A 15,893-nucleotide genomic window follows, 5' to 3' on the forward strand; every position below is an offset into this window, starting at 1 on the left:
GACCTACTCCATCTTAGACTGCACGCTCGGCTAGACCATCTTCTATTAATTTCAAATAGCGAGACCGGTATGCGTTAATATCATGTTTCCGTAGTAAATACTCAAAGGCTTTTAGACCTAGTCTTTCGCGTTCGGCAGACGATATCCCCAAATAATTATCTAGAGCTGCCTTCAAGCGTTGAACGTCACGCGGGGGAATAGCCAACCCTTGCGCTCCTTCTATCAGAGGCCGCATGGCTGGTATATCGGAGGCTATTATCGGAAGCTTGCCGCTCATCCCTTCTAATAACGCCAACCCCAAGCCTTCAGAAATAGATGGCATGGTCCAAATGTCGAAAGCACGTACAAATCGCAACGCGTCCGGGCGGAAACCTAAGAGATGGACTCGGCCTTCCAATCCGTGAACCTCCATTTCATGTTCGAGAATTTTCCGGTCCCGGCCTTCCCCGACAATAACTAACTCAGCCTCAGGATACTCATCTTTGAGAAGAGCGAACGCACGAATTAAATATGCATGACCCTTCACAGGAACTAGTCGCCCAACCGCACCAATATACGTTCTATCTGCCTTCAACCCTAGCCGTTTGCGGGCCTCTGCGCGAGTGTATTGCAGCGCTACGGCCTTATTAATATCTAATGCATTTGTGATTTCGAAGGTATTTTTTTTGGTGAACCCGCACCGATAGTCCAACAGGTGTTGACGAACCGCCCCAGAGACGCCAACGAAGCACCACTCCCTCCCCGCAAGACGTTTGATCTGACGTTGCCGATAGGATCGATCAAAGTCGCCAAACCCGTGAACGATGCCGATGCATAAAGGAATACTCAGTAACCGGTTAAGTATTAAGAAAACACTAATTGGTTTGAACCGGTTGCAGATTACCACGTCAAAAGAGTTCTCTTTACAGTACCAATAGATCTTCCAAAGAGCTTTCAGGCGAAGCCCCTTCAAATCTCTTTCGGAAAAATTGAAATACATTGACTCTTCCGCAACACTCATCGGCCCGCTCTCGTCGGGGCGCCCTGTAAGATAAGCTGACACGACTTGAAACCGGCTCGTTGGCAGCGCTTTAACAATTTGCTCAGCGAGATCAGCAAAATCGTGGGCTTTCACATTAAAGGAGGGCTGTAATTGTAATACTTTGATTCGCCTCATTACGAGAGACCTCTTGATTCTTCAATGCTAGGCGAGCCAGAAACACCACCATCGCTCCGACACGTTCCAAGCAAGAACAAGATGCGCCACAGAGGTATAAATGGGCGCCATACATAGTTACCGAATAGCTTGAAGCGGAAAAAGGGTTGGAGCACTACGTTTGAATCATTGAAACCGGGTCGCCACACAAACTTCTTGCGGCGACGAGTTATTGTGAAGGTAGGCAAACCCAACAAGGAAGCAAGGTGCCCTCCCCCCGAGTCGTTACTAACGACCGTACCTGCTCTAGCCACGAGCTCTATGAGTTTCCCTAGATCCGCACAGCTTACGACCGAACTCCGAGGCAATGCCGTCGTTAACTTGACCGTTTCTTGAGGCATGCACACGAACTGCACTTTCCAGCCTCGCCTTTCTAAGGCGGCAGCGAGCGCACGAAAGCCAAGCAACCAATAATTTTTCGTTAGTACTGGCGTTGTAGGAAAGATAAGCACCAGCGAGCTTGCCCGGCTAGCTTCAGAGCGCATGAATGGCTTAAGCGCACAGTTGACGTCAATCATGTAAACCAAGTTAACGTATTGGTCTACCCATTCGGCCATGCTTCGGCCTGCTCGGGTGTCCAAACAAAAAGCGCGTGTTGCTCCTTGATAGCGCTTACCACGAACAACTACTTCCCGACCAACGATCCCGGAGCTGGGAGGAATTTTCTTTGCCGACACGAAAGCGATGTTGCCCGGCAAGTAACTCGTCTGCGTTTTTTTAACTTCTGCATAGCATTCTTCAAAACAAGCTATTACGAGATCCGCTTCGACAGCCAGCTTTTCCAGCTCTTTTCTCCTTTTAGCTTTCACGCTCAGCCAAGGAAAGTGTTCTTTTGCAGAATAAAGCGGATCGCTATATAGATCCACATTCGCACCAGCGCAATGGAAACGCCAAGCGAGATGGATATAAATAGTCAAATCGCCTAATGCTGACAGGGGGATAATAACAACGCGTGCGTTCACGAAGCTCATCGATTCTTGTTTACCTGGCTATGTACCGAACCCCAACACTCACGCATCGCCCAAAACGTTTCTCGTACAGCCTGATCGCTAAACACCGCATCGAGTTTTCGGCGCATGTCCCGTTGGTATATCTTCAATTCTTGACCCGAGATACGAGCCGCCTCGATCAAACAGGAGGCTAACGCGGCTTCGTCACCGAAGGAGAATAGCTGGCCACAATCGCCCATCACCTCTGGCGCCCCGCCACAATCGCTGCAGATCAAATGCAAGTCAGCCGCCATAGCCTCCAAGAGCACCATTCCAAAAGGCTCATTATCGGAAGTCAAAGCAAACGCGTCGAACGCCTTGAAGTAACGACGTGCCTGCGGAACCTGCCCCAGGAACACAACCCGCTCAGCTATTCCCAGGCAAATTGCGAGGCGTTTGAGGTCCGCCTCAAGCTTACCAGTGCCTATGATGACCAATAGGCTCTGCGATGGAAGTGCCGGGAGAGCTAGGGCGAATCCGTTGATTAGTGTAGCTTGGTCCTTGTCGGAATGTAGACGTCCGACATTACCTACAATCCAGCCGTCTTCGCGTAGCCCGAGAACGGCTCTGGCTTCCGAGCGCTCAAGCTGATCAGCCTGCACGGCTCTGACATCGATGCGATTGTAGAGTGTTTCGATTCTGCGCGATGACCATGAGCGAAGGCAGCTGCGTACGTCATCGCGCACGGCATCAGAAACGCAGAGAAGAAATAACCTTTCTCGAAAAAGGTTAGCCAGTAGTTGTCGCGACCGTTTTCGATAAACATCAAACGCATGCTGGATCCCTATCACCGGCAGGGACGTCGCCAGAAGCGCAACGTATGTTGGCTTGAAACGATGGGCTATGCACAGCTGATACGCACGCGCCGCTGCGAGTCTTCTGACAGCGGTGATCGCGCCCAGCTTAAGCCCTCTCAGTTGACGACTGGAATAGTCGAGGAACACGACGTCATCGGACGCCGAGCCGCGCCTGACCTCCTCGCTAGCAGCGCCAGTGAGATAAACCGTGCAGACTTTATATTCAGTGTCTTTGAACAAAGCCGCATACTGCCTCGCGCAATCCATGAAAGGTCCGTCATATCCATGACACAACTGCAAAACCCATTGAGCGCCGTCCGCACCTGAGTCACTGGCGATCATGAGACCCTCCATTGCGGATATAACCTCATAGGGGATGCTTGTCGAACGCAGCGCACAGACAACCGATTTCCGGGAGCGCTACGGCTCCGGAAACACTTGTTGTGACATGAACTACTCAGAAAGGACTTAAGGGCGCAGGCCTGTCGCGCAATGCTCGAAATCACAACGTTGCCCTTGAAAAAAGGGCGAGTATATCCTGCTAAGCGATCCGGATGGAACCGCCGTCGCGAGTTGTCCGACTTCTGGCCGGTGTCTTCTACGCAGTAGCTGCGACCATCGACAATCCCCAAAACCGCTTCTTACCAGCCGCATCAGAGAATTCGTTGATCAGTTTTTTGCGCATGGCCTGCTGCTGTTCCTCAACGGCCGAGTCGCCAGTCTCCGACGCTTTTACCAGGCAACCCGATAACGCTAGCCCATCGCCCTGCCGAAACAATTGTCCTGCGCCGTCTACCACTTCCCTGGCACCACCACAATCACTGGAGACTACCGGAACGCCAGCTGCCATGGCTTCAAGCAGTACCATGCCGAATGGCTCGTGGTCGGAGCTCAACACAAAAACGTCGAACGCCTTGAAATACCGACGTGCGTCGGGGACTTCACCCACGAAGAAAACACGCTTGGAGATATTCAGCTGTATAGCCAACGATTTCAGCTCTTTCTCTAGCCGTCCCCGGCCGAGAATTGCCAGACAACTGTTCTTTGGCAGGTCAGTCAAAGCCGCTGCAAACCCTTTAATAAGCGTCGCTTGATCCTTGTCTGGATGCAGCCTTCCTACATTGCCGACGATCCAGGCGTTCTGTGGAAGTTTGAGCTGCTGTCTGGCCTCCGCACGATCAAACTGTTGAGCCTGTACCGCAGGAATATCGATGTGATAGTAGAGCGTCTGAATGCGCTCATTTGGCCAGTTCGGAAGGCGAGCCCTGATAGTGTCGCGGACTGAATCCGACACGGCCAGTGCCTGGATACGCTTGCGGTAAGCCTGGGCGAATAACCTCCGGTCGAGTCGATCGTAGGCACCATAAGCATGGTGTACCCAGATGATGGGCAACCGAGTGGCGAGACAGGCTATATATGCTGGTTTGGACCTGTGTGCGATGCATAGTGAGAAATCTTTGGTCTTGACTATGCGGCGGATTTCGCGAATCGCACGCAGCTTGAATCCTCTTAACGCTTTGGATCTGTACTCGAGAAAGATAACCTCGTCAGACTGACATGCCGCAACGACCTCATCACTCGGTTCACCCGAAAGAAATATTGTCGTTACTCTATAAGGCGTGTCCGCAAACAAGCTCGCGTATTGTCGAGCATAGTCCAGAAAGGGGCCCCCGTATCCATGGCAAATTTGCAGGATATGGCGCTGTTGTGGTCGATTGTTCATGATTTCTCCATGATCTTGTTCGGCTTGCGAGTCAGAAACCATGGCGAACACCATGAGCAGACTATGCCTTAAATCCTAGAGTCATTAGTACCCAATCGACCTTTTTGGTTCACACCAATAGCGAAAAGTGATTTCAACCAGCGACCGGGCGCGGAAGTTGCGAATCAAGCCACATCCGCAGCGGACTTCCTGCAGGCCAGTTGCGCAGGAAACGCGCTCGGTCCTCCTCCCACGCTCTGAGCCAGGCCGGACTCTCAGCTTCGTAGAATCGCATCCCGTCCAGATCAATCAGAACGATCTCGTTCAAGCGCCACAAGAGATTTGTCGCTTTGCAATCGCCATGACTGATACGCGCATGAAAAAGCTGACCGAACAATCGGAGCAGAGCTACAGCCTCTTGTGCCGTTGGCGTCCTGTCGCCCTCTTTCCCGAAGTGTTCCAGTAGATTAACGCCAGCGCAGTATTCGGTAACTAACCAGGCAGTGCTGCGGAGCGGACCGATACGTTGTTCCACCATCGCCAAAGGAGCCGGCGTGGTGATGCCGAGAAATCGAAGCCGATGTGCTGAGAGCCAGCAGTGCCATGCCCTGCTTGGCCGCCAAAAGCGCTTAAGCCAGTGTGCCACACCTTTGATGTTGTAGCGTTTAACTACAACCTTTCGGACAACGGTTGGAGCCAGGACGACTGTGCTGCTGCCGCCATCCTTGAGCAACGGATGACGGCGGAAGCATTCGTCTGGCGATTCAAGCAGGTCTTCCAGCTCGGCAGCATGGTTGCGCTGGACGACCTCAAACCGCCCCCACCCTCGCTTCACCGCAAACTCTGTGCAATCACGCAGTGACTTATCGAGGTAGTGCTCCAGGCGCAGTTGGCGCTTGGCGCTTATCAGCTTTGCCAGATTGTCGGGATGAATAGCGTGGTGGGGGTTGGCTTCGAGATAGGCGAGCAGCAACTGTTCCACCCACTCGTCCCAGTCGGGTTTCAGCTGTGCGAAGAATACCGCCAGGTTTTCTTCAGCCTGCTGGGCGGTTATCGGCTGGCACTGGTCGAGAACCTCCACCGCGTCGCCGTCGATGACCTGCAGCACACCCTTGTGCAGGAGAAAATTACCCAGATGCAGATCGCGCTGAACCAGGCCTTTGGCGTGCATTGTAGCGATGCCTGTCAAAGCCAGGCGCAGCAAACGCATTGCAGGTTCACTGCCTGCGGGCTCATGGCTCAGCGCTTCCCACTGCGCTTCCAGGCTTTCTGCCTCTTCGAGGAAATCGGTTAGCAAATATTGACCACCACCCGGAAGCGCGCCCTGGCTGATGATGGCTGGAGTGGCGATTCCCGCCCCAAGCACCGCCTTGATGCCTTCCAGCTCCCGAACACAATGCCGTACTGCAGCCGGTGCGATAAAGAGCTTCGCCAGGACTGTCCTGCCTGCCAACTCGCCCTGCGCCACCAGCCGCTTGGCCGGCAAAATCCGCAGCCAGCGCTGGAGGGTCAGTTCGCCTCCGTCCGCAAGTGGCACGCTGAACGGTGCTGGCGGGTTGCGTTCGGCGCGACGTAACTGCTCGGTGATATTCATCGTTTGATTATTCCGGCGAGCGACGACTGAGTATGCGTATCAACAGCTGGCGCGCTTCAACATCCAGACGCGACCGGCCCATGTATGCCAGAAAGAAACGCAGTTGCTGGCTGTTGCTGGCAACCTGGGTACGCCGATGCAGGCTGCTCAAGTCTCTCACACGGTCCCGCTCGCCGAACCAGGCTCTACGGGTCTCTTCCAGATCGATCAGCCGTGCGCCAGCGCCATCCCCGTCCAGCTTGAGAAAGATCTGCTTGGGATACAGGCTGTTATGCATTTTACCGGCGTTGTGTAATGCGCGCACCAGCGCAGCGGCCGCCATGATCAGGTCTTGTCTGCCCTGCCATTCCAGCTCTGGCCAGCGTTCGAACCAGATATCCAGTGAGCGGTACTCATCCAGTGCACGGGTCAGCAGAATGGCCTGGTGTTTACCCTCCACGCGACGCTGGGCGAAGAATGCGGTTTCAAGCGACGGGATGCCGAGATGGGCGAAGCGCTGGATGAAACGGAATTCGCGGGCATAGATTGGCTCACCCAGGGGATGCAATCGGCTGCGAACCAGCTGGTTTTCCTGGCGCTTGAGATAAAAGGTCTGCAGATGGCCGTTGATGTCTTCCAGCTCAAGCCGCACCACGGTATTCCAGCCGCCGCGGCGCATTACCCTCTTACTGCTGGCGTTGCATCGGCTATTCCATAGCCCTTCGAAATTATCAAGGCCATGCCGCGCCAGCACCTCGCGAGCATTGACTGCAATGAATGGCGACTCGCTCATTCTCGCCCCTTGAAGAAATTCAATACTGCCCGAGCCTGCTTCTTGTCCGCCGGAGACAGTCTCGGCTTCTCGATATAGTCCAGGTAAAAACGCAGCCGCTGCGTTCTGCTCAGCACGCGCTTACCCAGTTTGTCGAGACAGGCCAGATCCTTGATGATTCGATATTTCAACATGGGCCCCACCCAGAAATTCCCACCGGGGCAATCGATCATGTACACGTCTGGAAAGGGCTTCTCATCGACCAGAATATTGCGCCATTTCAGATCGTTATGCGCAAAGTTTTGGTCATGCATCATGCGCGTCGCATGGGCGATTTGCCTGGACACGTGAGCAACCCATCGCTTGCATAAAAAACGAGGATCACCGTTCTTGGCAATATTCGCCATGTCCGATGTGCCCTGCAGATCCTGGGTTATGAGCGCGCCCCGATGAAAAGCGCCCTCCCGCCGTTCCAGTCCGAAGCCAACCACAGTAGCTGAGGGAATGCCCCAGGCATGAAAATGCAGAAGGTTTTCCCACTCCGCCTGGATCCGCGGTCGTCCGATGTAGCGCCGCAGATTCTTGCCCGCGCCCGTATAACGCTTTACGTAATAGTATCGGTTACCGACCCAGACCCGATGAACCGTACTGATAGGGTCTGTCGTTATCAACTCCCCTTCCAGGGCGAAAACCGTGTCCAGATCAGCGAACAGTCGGCCACTGACGCCGGTTGCGTATTCAGGATTGAGCGTCCAGCCGGTCATGCATCACTGCCCGGGGCGTATTTGCGCTCGAATCGCGTCTGCAGCCGCGCCGCCTTGCGCTCCAGCATGCTCAGCAGTACAGCTTCTTCCGTAAGAATCTGACGCAGCGGCCGATCAAAATACACTCGTAGAAAGCGCAGTTTGTCGCGCTCCGTCAGCCCGATATTCAACGCCGAAAAATACAGGCCGGCCAGGTCCTTGTCCCGCCAGCGCCGCGGAACGCTTGGACGAATCTGCGCCCGGTGCAAATCAATCAATGACAACCGCAGATTGTTTGCCGTCGGCTCAGTATCGGTGTGCAACAGGAAATGGCAGATGTAACAGTCACGATGGTTGACTCCCGCTTCGTGCATCCGTCGCGTCATCGTTGCCACTTCGTTGATCAAGGCATGCTTGAGGGCCAGATCAGGCGGATTGCTGCGCCAGTTGTGAGCAAAATCCTCGAGGCTGACGGTCGGTGCCAGCTCTTCGGTGATAATGAAGGAATGCTGGTCCGCCGGGTTGGCACCACGCTCACCAAAGGCCACGGCAGTCATGGTTGGAACGCCCGCAGCCGTCAGTGCCTGAATCGCATGCCATTCCTGACCTGCGCCTAATACCGGCGCTTTCAGGGTTAGCCAGTTCTTGAAGATCTCCCGCCAACCGACACCCCGATGAATCTTGACGAAATAGCCTCGGCCATCGACCACGGTGCGCAAGGTACGCCGGGCCTCCAGCTCGCGGAACACTTCACCCTGAAGCTTTTCAACTTCAACAAAGGCATCGCGCCCGCTCCAGAGCGTTTTGAAGGGTTCGGCCAGTATCAGCTTCAATCCATGTCTCCCAGAATCACATCGGCGGCTTTCTCCGGCAGGCTATACAAATCTGCCTGATCGGCAAACTCCAGAGCCTGGTTATGCCAGCGACCTCGTGCCTCGTCATCTTCCAACATGCGCGCCAGCATACTGTTCAATCGATCCTGGCTGAACGGGCTCGGCACCACCAGGCCACAGTCGGCCTCTTCGATGTAATGCGCATAGCCGCACACGTCGGTTGTCAGCACTGGCAGACCGGCGACCAACGCTTCAAGCAAGACAGTGCCGGTGTTCTCGTTATAGGCCGGATGAATCAGCAAATCAGCCCCCAGCAAAAAACGCGGGACATCATCACGACCCTGAAGGAATTCTACGCGATTGGCCACTCCGTCCGCCTTGGCCTGCGCACGAAAGCGGCGTGCGTCGTCCTGCCCGACCACCATCAGGCGCGTCCGCGCTCGCAGGGCAGCAGGTAGCGACGCCAACGCGCGTATCGAGCGGTCCAGGCCTTTGGTCTTGAAGCCCGAGCCGATCTGCACGATCAGCAATTCAGTATCGCCAAGTTCGAACTCGCGACGAAACGCGCTACGGATCTGCGCTGCATTGGCAGGCGCCCGGCGATCCGGTGCGATACCCGGTGGCAGCAGATGAAACCGCTCCGCCGGGGTGCGATAGTGCTGCATGAACAGCGGCTGCTGCACCTCGGAGATCATCAATATCTCGGCACGCGTGGCAGGAGAAAATACCGCTTTTTCGAATGCCGAGTAATGCTTGTATCGTGCACCCAGCCGGTACAACGGGCCGCGTTGCGTCCTCGCCTTGTGCTCATAGCAGGGATCAGCGGCATAGTACACATCCAGCCCGGGCATCTTGTTGAACCCGATCACCCGATCCACTGGCCGCCGGGCCAGATCTGCCCGCACCCAGGCAGCAAAACGCTCGTTGCGACGATGGTTGGTCCATGCCTTGACCGGCACCAGCTGCACATCAAAACCTTCAGGCACCTCGCCATCCCACGACAGAACATATACCCGCACCGCATGCCCACGGGCCTGACAAACCTGCGCGATACGCATGAAGTCACGTTGCAGTCCGCCGTAGGGGAAGTACTTATAAAGAACAAAAGCCAACTGCATCAGTTCGCGCCCTGTTTCAGCAGTGTTAGCAGTTCGGCCTGAATGCGCTGCGGCTTCAGCCGGGTAAAGCAGAAGGGCTGTTCGCGCTGCAGATCAAACTGGTGGGCTTCTTCAGCGGTGGGCTTGTAGGTGCATTGCTTCTGCATACAGGGCACACAGGCCGGGTAATCAGCGGCCAGATGACGCTGTGACGCGCCGTAAGCGCCGGTAAAACCGGGGTTAGTCGGACCGAAGAGCGAAAGCGTAGGCACATCGAGCGCTGCTGCCAGATGACCCAGTCCTGTATCGACCGCGACGCAGGCAGAAGCGCCGGCGAGCATGCTCGCCATGCCCGCCAGCGACATGCGAGGCAGTACGTCGACGCCTGACAAATCAGAGGCTATGAACTCCGCACGTGCTTTCTCCACATCGTTGCCCCAGGGCAAACGGACCTGGATACCCATCGACACCGCCCACTCAGCCAACTGGCGCCAGTAGCTCTCCGGCCAGTGCTTGCTGTCCCAGGTAGTGCCATGCAGAAACATCACATAGCGCAGGTCAGACTTGTTTCCGGCCAGACTCCGACGATCGAGGCCGTAATCTCCGGTCTGCTCAGGCACGCTGTAGCCCAGCGCCGCTGCGAACAGCTGGCGCACCCGCTCCACTGCATGCTGCCCCCAGGGCACATCCATAGCGTCAGTATAAAAACGGCTGGCCAGCGGTTCCCGTGCGGAAGCCTTGTTCAGGCCGACGACCGGTGCCTTGACGTAACGCGTTAGCAAGGCGCTTTTCAGCAAGCCCTGGGCATCGATTACCAGATCATACGGAGTGGTACGCAGTCGTGCCTTGAAGCGTGACCATTCACCGCTGCGCAATGTTTGCAACGGACTTTTGCGCCAGCGCCTGATGGCCACCGGAATGATTTCAGCGACCGCCGGATGCCAGGCGGGGATTTCTGCGAAGCCTTCTTCGACAACCCAGTCAAAAGTAACACCCGGGATGGCCCGCTGCGCGTCAGTCAAGGCCGGCAGCGTATGGATGACATCGCCCATGGACGACGTCTTGATCAGCAGTACACGCATTAATTACACATCCAGCGGGTCGGCCAGCGGATCACCGACCAGGCGGTCCAAAGCATCGACCACCAGCGCCGGCTTCAGATCACGCAGGCAGTTGTAGTGCCCGAACCGACAAGCGCGATCAAAACACGGACTGCAATCCAACCCCAGGCGCACCGACTCGACATGCGAAGCAAGCGGCGGGGTAAAGCCCGGCGAGGTGGAGCCATAGACAGCGACCAGCGGCCGATCCAGCGCCGCCGCGACATGCATAAGTCCCGAATCATTGCTGACAACCGCAGACGCACAGGACATCAGGTCTATCGCGTCAGCCAGGCTGGTTTCGCCAGCCAGATTGGTCGCTTCCTCGCGCAGTCCCGGAATCAATCGCAAGCGGATATCCTCCGCTACGGGGTGATCGTTCTTCGAACCAAATAACCACACCTGCCAACCCTGGCGAACCTTCTGATCAGCAACACTGGCGTAATGCTCAACGGGCCAGCGCTTGGACTCGCCGAACTCGGCGCCCGGGCACAACGCCAGCACGGGACGGTCGAGCTCCAGCCCGAAACGCGCCAGCGCGGCATCGCGCGTGGCAGGATCGATTTGCAGGGTCGGACGCGGATAGGGCTTGCTGAGCTCATGATCCCGCTCAAAGGCCAGCGCCATGAACCGCTCGATCATCAGCGGATAACGATCCTTGTCCAGCTTGCGGATATCGTTGAGCAAGCCGTAGCGCATTTCGCCGCGCCATCCGGTGCGCTTGGGAATGCCGGCAAAAAAAGGCACCAGGGCAGATTTCAGGGAATTGGGCAGCAGGATCGCCTGGTCATACTGACCGGCCAGGCCCTTGCCGATCGTGCGACGGGTCTTGAGGTCCAGCACCCCATGCCCCAGCGGAAAGCTCAGCGCATTGCGTACTTCCGGCATGCGCTCGAGAATCGGCCGGCTCCACTCGGGAGCCAGCACATCTATCTCGCAATCGGGGCCGTGGCGCAGCTTGAGGCAGGCAAACAGCGTCTGCGCCATCACCATGTCGCCGACCCAGCTGGGACCGATAACCAATATTCTCATAAGCTTGAAGCCTGAAGCTTGGAGCTGGAAGCCAGAACAATCCGAGCAATGCGGCTCCTTCTTTCTTCCAGCTTCCGGCTCAAAGCTTGTGCACCAACGTACGCCATTCGGCGTGGGCGCCGCTCTGACCGTTGACCAGGTCGAAGTAAGCCTTCTGCAGCTTGCCGGTGATGGGACCGCGACGGCCTTCGCCGATCTGACGGTTATCCAGCTCGCGGATCGGGGTGACCTCAGCCGCCGTACCGGTAAAGAATGCTTCATCGGCGATATAGACTTCATCACGGGTGATGCGCTTTTCTACAACCGGGATGTTCATTTCCCCGGCCAGTGTCAACACCGTGCTACGGGTGATGCCGTTCAGGCAGGCCGTGACTTCCGGTGTATAGATAACGCCGCCCTTGACGATGAAGATGTTCTCGCCGGAACCCTCTGCGACATAGCCTTCCGGATCCAGCAACAGGGCTTCTTCAGCACCGCCGGAAACAGCTTCCTGCAGCGCCAGCATGGAGTTCATGTAGGCACCGCTGGATTTGGCGCGAGTCATGGTGATGTTGACGTGATGACGGGTAAAGGAGCTAGTGCGGATCTTGATACCCTGCTCCAACGCCGCCTCACCCATGTAGGCGCCCCAATGCCAGGCTGCAATGGTCACGTGCACCTTCAGGTTATCAGCGCGAATACCCATGCCTTCGGAGCCGTAGAATACCAGCGGGCGGATATAGGCCGTTTCAAGCTTGTTGTCACGCACCGTGGCACAGATCGCATCGTTGATCTGCTCTTTGGTGTAGGGAATTTTCATGCCCATGATGTGGGCGGAATCGAACAGGCGGTCGGTATGCGCATCCAGACGGAAAATTGCGGTTCCGTCCGGCGTATTGTAGGCGCGCACACCTTCGAATACAGCCATACCGTAGTGCAGCGAGTGCGTCAGCACATGGACGTTAGCGTCACGCCAGGGCAGCATTTCACCATCAAACCAGATAACACCATCACGATCGGCCATCGACATAGCAGCCAGCTCCATTCATTGATCTTTGTCTAATATTCATTCGGTTCTTGGTCTGGCCAGGTGTGCCCGCGTGTACACGGCTGCAAGCCGTCATTCGTCTCGGTCGTCCGGCAGCCATTGCTGCCAGAGTGCGATGACTCCGCGTCGGAAATCATGAAACTGGTCGCCACTCACTTTGCCCGGCTGTTTCTGCAGGGCCAGGCGATGGGCTGCTGCGCGGTAGGCTTTGTAAGCCTCCTGCAAACGTAGAACGTCGTCACCGGCTATCAACCCGGCGTCGCGCAGCCCGTCTAGAATTCTGATGTTATCGGTATAGCGCAGTAACTCGGGGTATCGGCACGACCAGGCCAGAACCGCATATTGCACCATAAATTCGATATCGACGATACCTCCGGCGTCCTGCTTGAGATCAAACTGAGCCTCGGTGGTAAACGCAGCCGGAGCGAATCCCGCGTTGGTGGTGCGGGTGGCCAGGTTGTCGCGCATCCTGGCACGCATCGCCAGCACCTCTTTTCGCAGGCTGGCTTCATCGCGCTCCCGACCGAGCACCTCTGCACGCAGATTCTGGAACCGGTGATTCAGACGCTTGCATCCTGCCAACACTCTGGCCCGCACCAGCGCCTGATGCTCCCAGGTCCAGGCACCCTCGCGCTGGTAGCGGGAGAAGGACTCGAGGGAGCTGACCAATAATCCGGATTCGCCCGAAGGTCGCAAACGCATATCGACATCGTAAAGCGCGCCGGAGGTGGTTTGCGCGTTGAGGATATGAATGATGCGCTGGCCCAGACGGGTAAAAAAGCGGCTGCCTTCGATCGGCTTGGCTCCGTCAGTTTCCGCCTCGGTGTCGCCGTCATGGATGAATACCAGATCCAGATCCGAACCGTGTCCCAGCTCGATCCCGCCCACCTTGCCGTAGCCGACTATCACGAAATCCAGCTCGCAGTCTGAGCCGTCGCGACGCTTCGGTGCGCCATGGCGCTGGGTGAGTTCGCGCCAGGCAAGACGCAACACCTGTTGCAAAATCGCCTCGGCAATCCAGGTCAGATAATCGCTGACCTTCATCAAGGGCAAGGTACCTGCCAACTCGGATGCGGCCACTCGCAGGACATGCGCGCGCTTGAAATACCGTAGCACTTCCATCTGCTGCTCAAGATCGTCCTCGGGAATGCGGGTCAGCTGTTGACGCAGTTCGTCAACCAACTCTTCGGTTTCCGGCGGGCGATACAGGCGACCCGCGTTCAGCAGCTCGTCCAGCACAACCGGGTAACGGGTTATCTGTTCAGCGATCCAGGGGCTGGCGCTGCATAACACCAATAACTCGTGCAGCGCGCCGGGGTTTTCGGTCAGCAACAGCAGATAGGCCGAGCGTCGTGCTACCGCTTCGACCAGGGGCATCACCCGTTCCAGCGCGAGATCGGGATTGTCCTGCTCAGCCGCCATACCTAACAGGCGCGGCATGAACACATCCAGACGGTCACGACCGACACGCTGCATTCCTCTGACACGGCCAGAATTCAACAGGCCCTGCAGTAGTCGCCAGGCCTGATCGGGCTGGCGAAAGCCACCTTCGCCCAGCTGTTCGAGTGCCTGCTCTGACTCAAGAGCGCCCTCCCACAACGGCAGCCACTCGGCGTGCAACGGGGCTTCATCGTCGGTTTCATCATCCGGATCGGCAATGACATAGGCGAAATGCGTTTCCACTCGTTGCCGGTGCGTATCCAGCGTGGCACGGAAACTGTCCCAGTCTTCGAAGCCCATTACAAAAGCCACGCGCGTTCGCGATTCCTGATCAGTGGGCAGCATTTGGGTCTGCCGGTCGTCCAGCGCCTGCAACGCATGTTCAGCATCGCGCAAGAACAGATAGGCACGCTTGAGCTCATCAATAGCCGGGTCTGGCATGTAATCGTTTTCCGCCAGCACCTCGAGCACCGCCAGGATGGGCTTTTGTTGCAGGGCGCGATCACGACCGCCATGGATCAACTGGTATGCCTGACCAATAAACTCGACCTCCCTGATGCCTCCCGAGCCGAGCTTGACGTTATCCTGCAGCCCTTTGCGCTTGACCTCCCGCTGGATCATTAGCTTCAAGTTACGCAACGCCTCGATCGCAGCAAAATCAAGATAGCGCCGGAACACAAATGGCTTGAGCATTGACAGGAGTTCGGCGCCCGCCTGTTGATCACCCGCCACGACGCGTGCCTTGATCATTGCGTAGCGTTCCCAGTCGCGGCCCTGGCTCTGGTAGTACTGCTCCAGGGCATCAAAACTGAACACCAGCGCGCCGCTATCGCCATAGGGGCGCAGGCGCATGTCTACGCGGAACACAAATCCATCAACGGTAATAGTATCCAGCGCACGGATCAGCCGCTGACCGACGCGAATGAAAAATTCTTGGTTGGATAAGCTACGGCGGCCACCGCGGGTCTCTCCTGCGTCGGGGTAGGCAAATATCAGATCAATATCGGAGGATAGATTGAGCTCCTGTGCGCCCAGCTTGCCCATCCCCAGCACAACCATATGTTGCGGTTCTCCCGTCGGGGCAGTAGGCGTGCCGAGGGTTTCGCAGGCCTGTTTATACAACCATTGATAGGCTTGCTCGATGCAGGCATCTGCCATATCGGACAGTTCACGCGTCGTGCGCATGGTCGCCGCCTGCCGCGTCAGGTCGCGCCAGATGATACGCACCTGATGCTGCTGGCGGAATTTGCGCAGCGCCTGGCCCAGTTCGTCTTCGCTCCCCACCGAGGCCAGCGCTTCTATCAATAGCTCGGACATTTCACCGGCTCGCAAATCGCGGCTCAGCAACCCCGCCTCTGTCAGGCGCCAGGCTATCTGCGGGTCACGTCGCAGCTGCTCAGCCACAAAGTCACTGCCGGCCAACACCGTCGGCAAGGCGGATTCAAAGTCCTCGCCCAGCTCACCGAGGCGCTCTTCGAGCGCTTCGTGTTGCAGCGCCGTGCGCCATTGTTGCAGATGATGATCGACCATTGGCTGCAACGACGCAGGTAGCGGACGCGGTAAGAAAGAAGGCATGGTCTATCCTGTACGAAG

Annotated in this window: 13 protein-coding genes; all 13 read right to left on the reverse strand. The window is 56.7% G+C overall.

Going from position 1 to position 15,893, the window contains the following annotated elements; all coding sequences use genetic code 11:
• Positions 1-13: 13 nt before the first annotated feature.
• Complete coding sequence (locus G3M63_RS19195; RefSeq protein WP_163984118.1) at positions 14-1,156, reverse strand: glycosyltransferase family 4 protein; 1,143 nt, start codon at positions 1,154-1,156, stop codon at positions 14-16.
• A complete protein-coding gene (locus G3M63_RS19200) occupies positions 1,156-2,166 on the reverse strand; it encodes a glycosyltransferase family 9 protein (protein ID WP_163984119.1) in 1,011 nt (336 codons plus the stop codon). Before G3M63_RS19200 ends, G3M63_RS19195 begins: the two co-directional genes overlap by 1 nt.
• Positions 2,163-3,323 carry a glycosyltransferase gene (locus tag G3M63_RS19205; RefSeq protein ID WP_163984120.1) on the reverse strand — a complete coding sequence of 387 codons (1,161 nt, stop codon included), beginning with the start codon at positions 3,321-3,323 and terminating at the stop codon, positions 2,163-2,165. Before G3M63_RS19205 ends, G3M63_RS19200 begins: the two co-directional genes overlap by 4 nt.
• A 256-nt stretch (positions 3,324-3,579) precedes the next feature.
• Positions 3,580-4,704: a glycosyltransferase gene (locus G3M63_RS19210; protein WP_163984339.1), complete on the reverse strand. Its 1,125-nt coding sequence runs from the start codon at positions 4,702-4,704 to the stop codon at positions 3,580-3,582.
• Positions 4,705-4,837: 133 nt separating this feature from the next.
• Positions 4,838-6,277, reverse strand: a complete 1,440-nt coding sequence (locus G3M63_RS19215; RefSeq protein WP_163984121.1) for a lipopolysaccharide kinase InaA family protein — start codon at positions 6,275-6,277, stop codon at positions 4,838-4,840.
• 7 nt (positions 6,278-6,284) lie between these two features.
• Positions 6,285-7,049 carry a lipopolysaccharide kinase InaA family protein gene (locus G3M63_RS19220; RefSeq protein ID WP_163984122.1) on the reverse strand — a complete coding sequence of 255 codons (765 nt, stop codon included), beginning with the start codon at positions 7,047-7,049 and terminating at the stop codon, positions 6,285-6,287.
• A complete protein-coding gene (locus tag G3M63_RS19225) occupies positions 7,046-7,792 on the reverse strand; it encodes a lipopolysaccharide kinase InaA family protein (protein ID WP_150299572.1) in 747 nt (248 codons plus the stop codon). Before G3M63_RS19225 ends, G3M63_RS19220 begins: the two co-directional genes overlap by 4 nt.
• Entirely contained in the window at positions 7,789-8,604 is an 816-nt protein-coding gene (gene rfaP, locus G3M63_RS19230) for a lipopolysaccharide core heptose(I) kinase RfaP (RefSeq protein WP_163984123.1), read from the reverse strand. The genes G3M63_RS19225 and rfaP overlap by 4 nt, the downstream gene beginning before the upstream one ends.
• Positions 8,601-9,722, reverse strand: coding sequence for a glycosyltransferase family 4 protein (locus tag G3M63_RS19235; protein WP_150299570.1), 1,122 nt, complete (start codon positions 9,720-9,722; stop codon positions 8,601-8,603). Before G3M63_RS19235 ends, rfaP begins: the two co-directional genes overlap by 4 nt.
• Positions 9,722-10,783, reverse strand: coding sequence for a lipopolysaccharide heptosyltransferase I (gene waaC, locus G3M63_RS19240; protein WP_163984124.1), 1,062 nt, complete (start codon positions 10,781-10,783; stop codon positions 9,722-9,724). Before waaC ends, G3M63_RS19235 begins: the two co-directional genes overlap by 1 nt.
• Positions 10,784-10,786: 3 nt before the next feature.
• Entirely contained in the window at positions 10,787-11,833 is a 1,047-nt protein-coding gene (gene waaF, locus G3M63_RS19245; RefSeq protein ID WP_163984125.1) for a lipopolysaccharide heptosyltransferase II, read from the reverse strand.
• 79 nt (positions 11,834-11,912) lie between these two features.
• Entirely contained in the window at positions 11,913-12,842 is a 930-nt protein-coding gene (locus G3M63_RS19250; protein WP_150299751.1) for a branched-chain amino acid transaminase, read from the reverse strand.
• 90 nt (positions 12,843-12,932) lie between these two features.
• Positions 12,933-15,875, reverse strand: coding sequence for a bifunctional [glutamate--ammonia ligase]-adenylyl-L-tyrosine phosphorylase/[glutamate--ammonia-ligase] adenylyltransferase (gene glnE, locus G3M63_RS19255; protein WP_150299567.1), 2,943 nt, complete (start codon positions 15,873-15,875; stop codon positions 12,933-12,935).
• Between the last annotated feature and the right edge of the window lie 18 nt (positions 15,876-15,893).

This window comes from Pseudomonas sp. OIL-1 (assembly GCF_010669185.1).
GTDB classification, from domain to species: domain Bacteria; phylum Pseudomonadota; class Gammaproteobacteria; order Pseudomonadales; family Pseudomonadaceae; genus Halopseudomonas; species Halopseudomonas profundi.

Excerpts from the sequence above, each read along its gene's own strand:
- glnE (WP_150299567.1), bottom strand. The coding sequence starts at position 15,875 with ATGCCTTCTTTCTTACCGCGTCCGCTACCTGCGTCGTTGCAGCCAATG.
- G3M63_RS19235 (WP_150299570.1), bottom strand. The coding sequence starts at position 9,722 with ATGCAGTTGGCTTTTGTTCTTTATAAGTACTTCCCCTACGGCGGACTG.
- G3M63_RS19210 (WP_163984339.1), bottom strand. The coding sequence starts at position 4,704 with ATGAACAATCGACCACAACAGCGCCATATCCTGCAAATTTGCCATGGA.
- waaF (WP_163984125.1), bottom strand. The coding sequence starts at position 11,833 with ATGAGAATATTGGTTATCGGTCCCAGCTGGGTCGGCGACATGGTGATG.
- G3M63_RS19215 (WP_163984121.1), bottom strand. The coding sequence starts at position 6,277 with ATGAATATCACCGAGCAGTTACGTCGCGCCGAACGCAACCCGCCAGCA.
- waaC (WP_163984124.1), bottom strand. The coding sequence starts at position 10,783 with ATGCGTGTACTGCTGATCAAGACGTCGTCCATGGGCGATGTCATCCAT.
- G3M63_RS19205 (WP_163984120.1), bottom strand. The coding sequence starts at position 3,323 with ATGATCGCCAGTGACTCAGGTGCGGACGGCGCTCAATGGGTTTTGCAG.
- G3M63_RS19225 (WP_150299572.1), bottom strand. The coding sequence starts at position 7,792 with ATGACCGGCTGGACGCTCAATCCTGAATACGCAACCGGCGTCAGTGGC.
- G3M63_RS19200 (WP_163984119.1), bottom strand. The coding sequence starts at position 2,166 with ATGAGCTTCGTGAACGCACGCGTTGTTATTATCCCCCTGTCAGCATTA.
- G3M63_RS19250 (WP_150299751.1), bottom strand. The coding sequence starts at position 12,842 with ATGTCGATGGCCGATCGTGATGGTGTTATCTGGTTTGATGGTGAAATG.
- G3M63_RS19220 (WP_163984122.1), bottom strand. The coding sequence starts at position 7,049 with ATGAGCGAGTCGCCATTCATTGCAGTCAATGCTCGCGAGGTGCTGGCG.
- G3M63_RS19195 (WP_163984118.1), bottom strand. The coding sequence starts at position 1,156 with ATGAGGCGAATCAAAGTATTACAATTACAGCCCTCCTTTAATGTGAAA.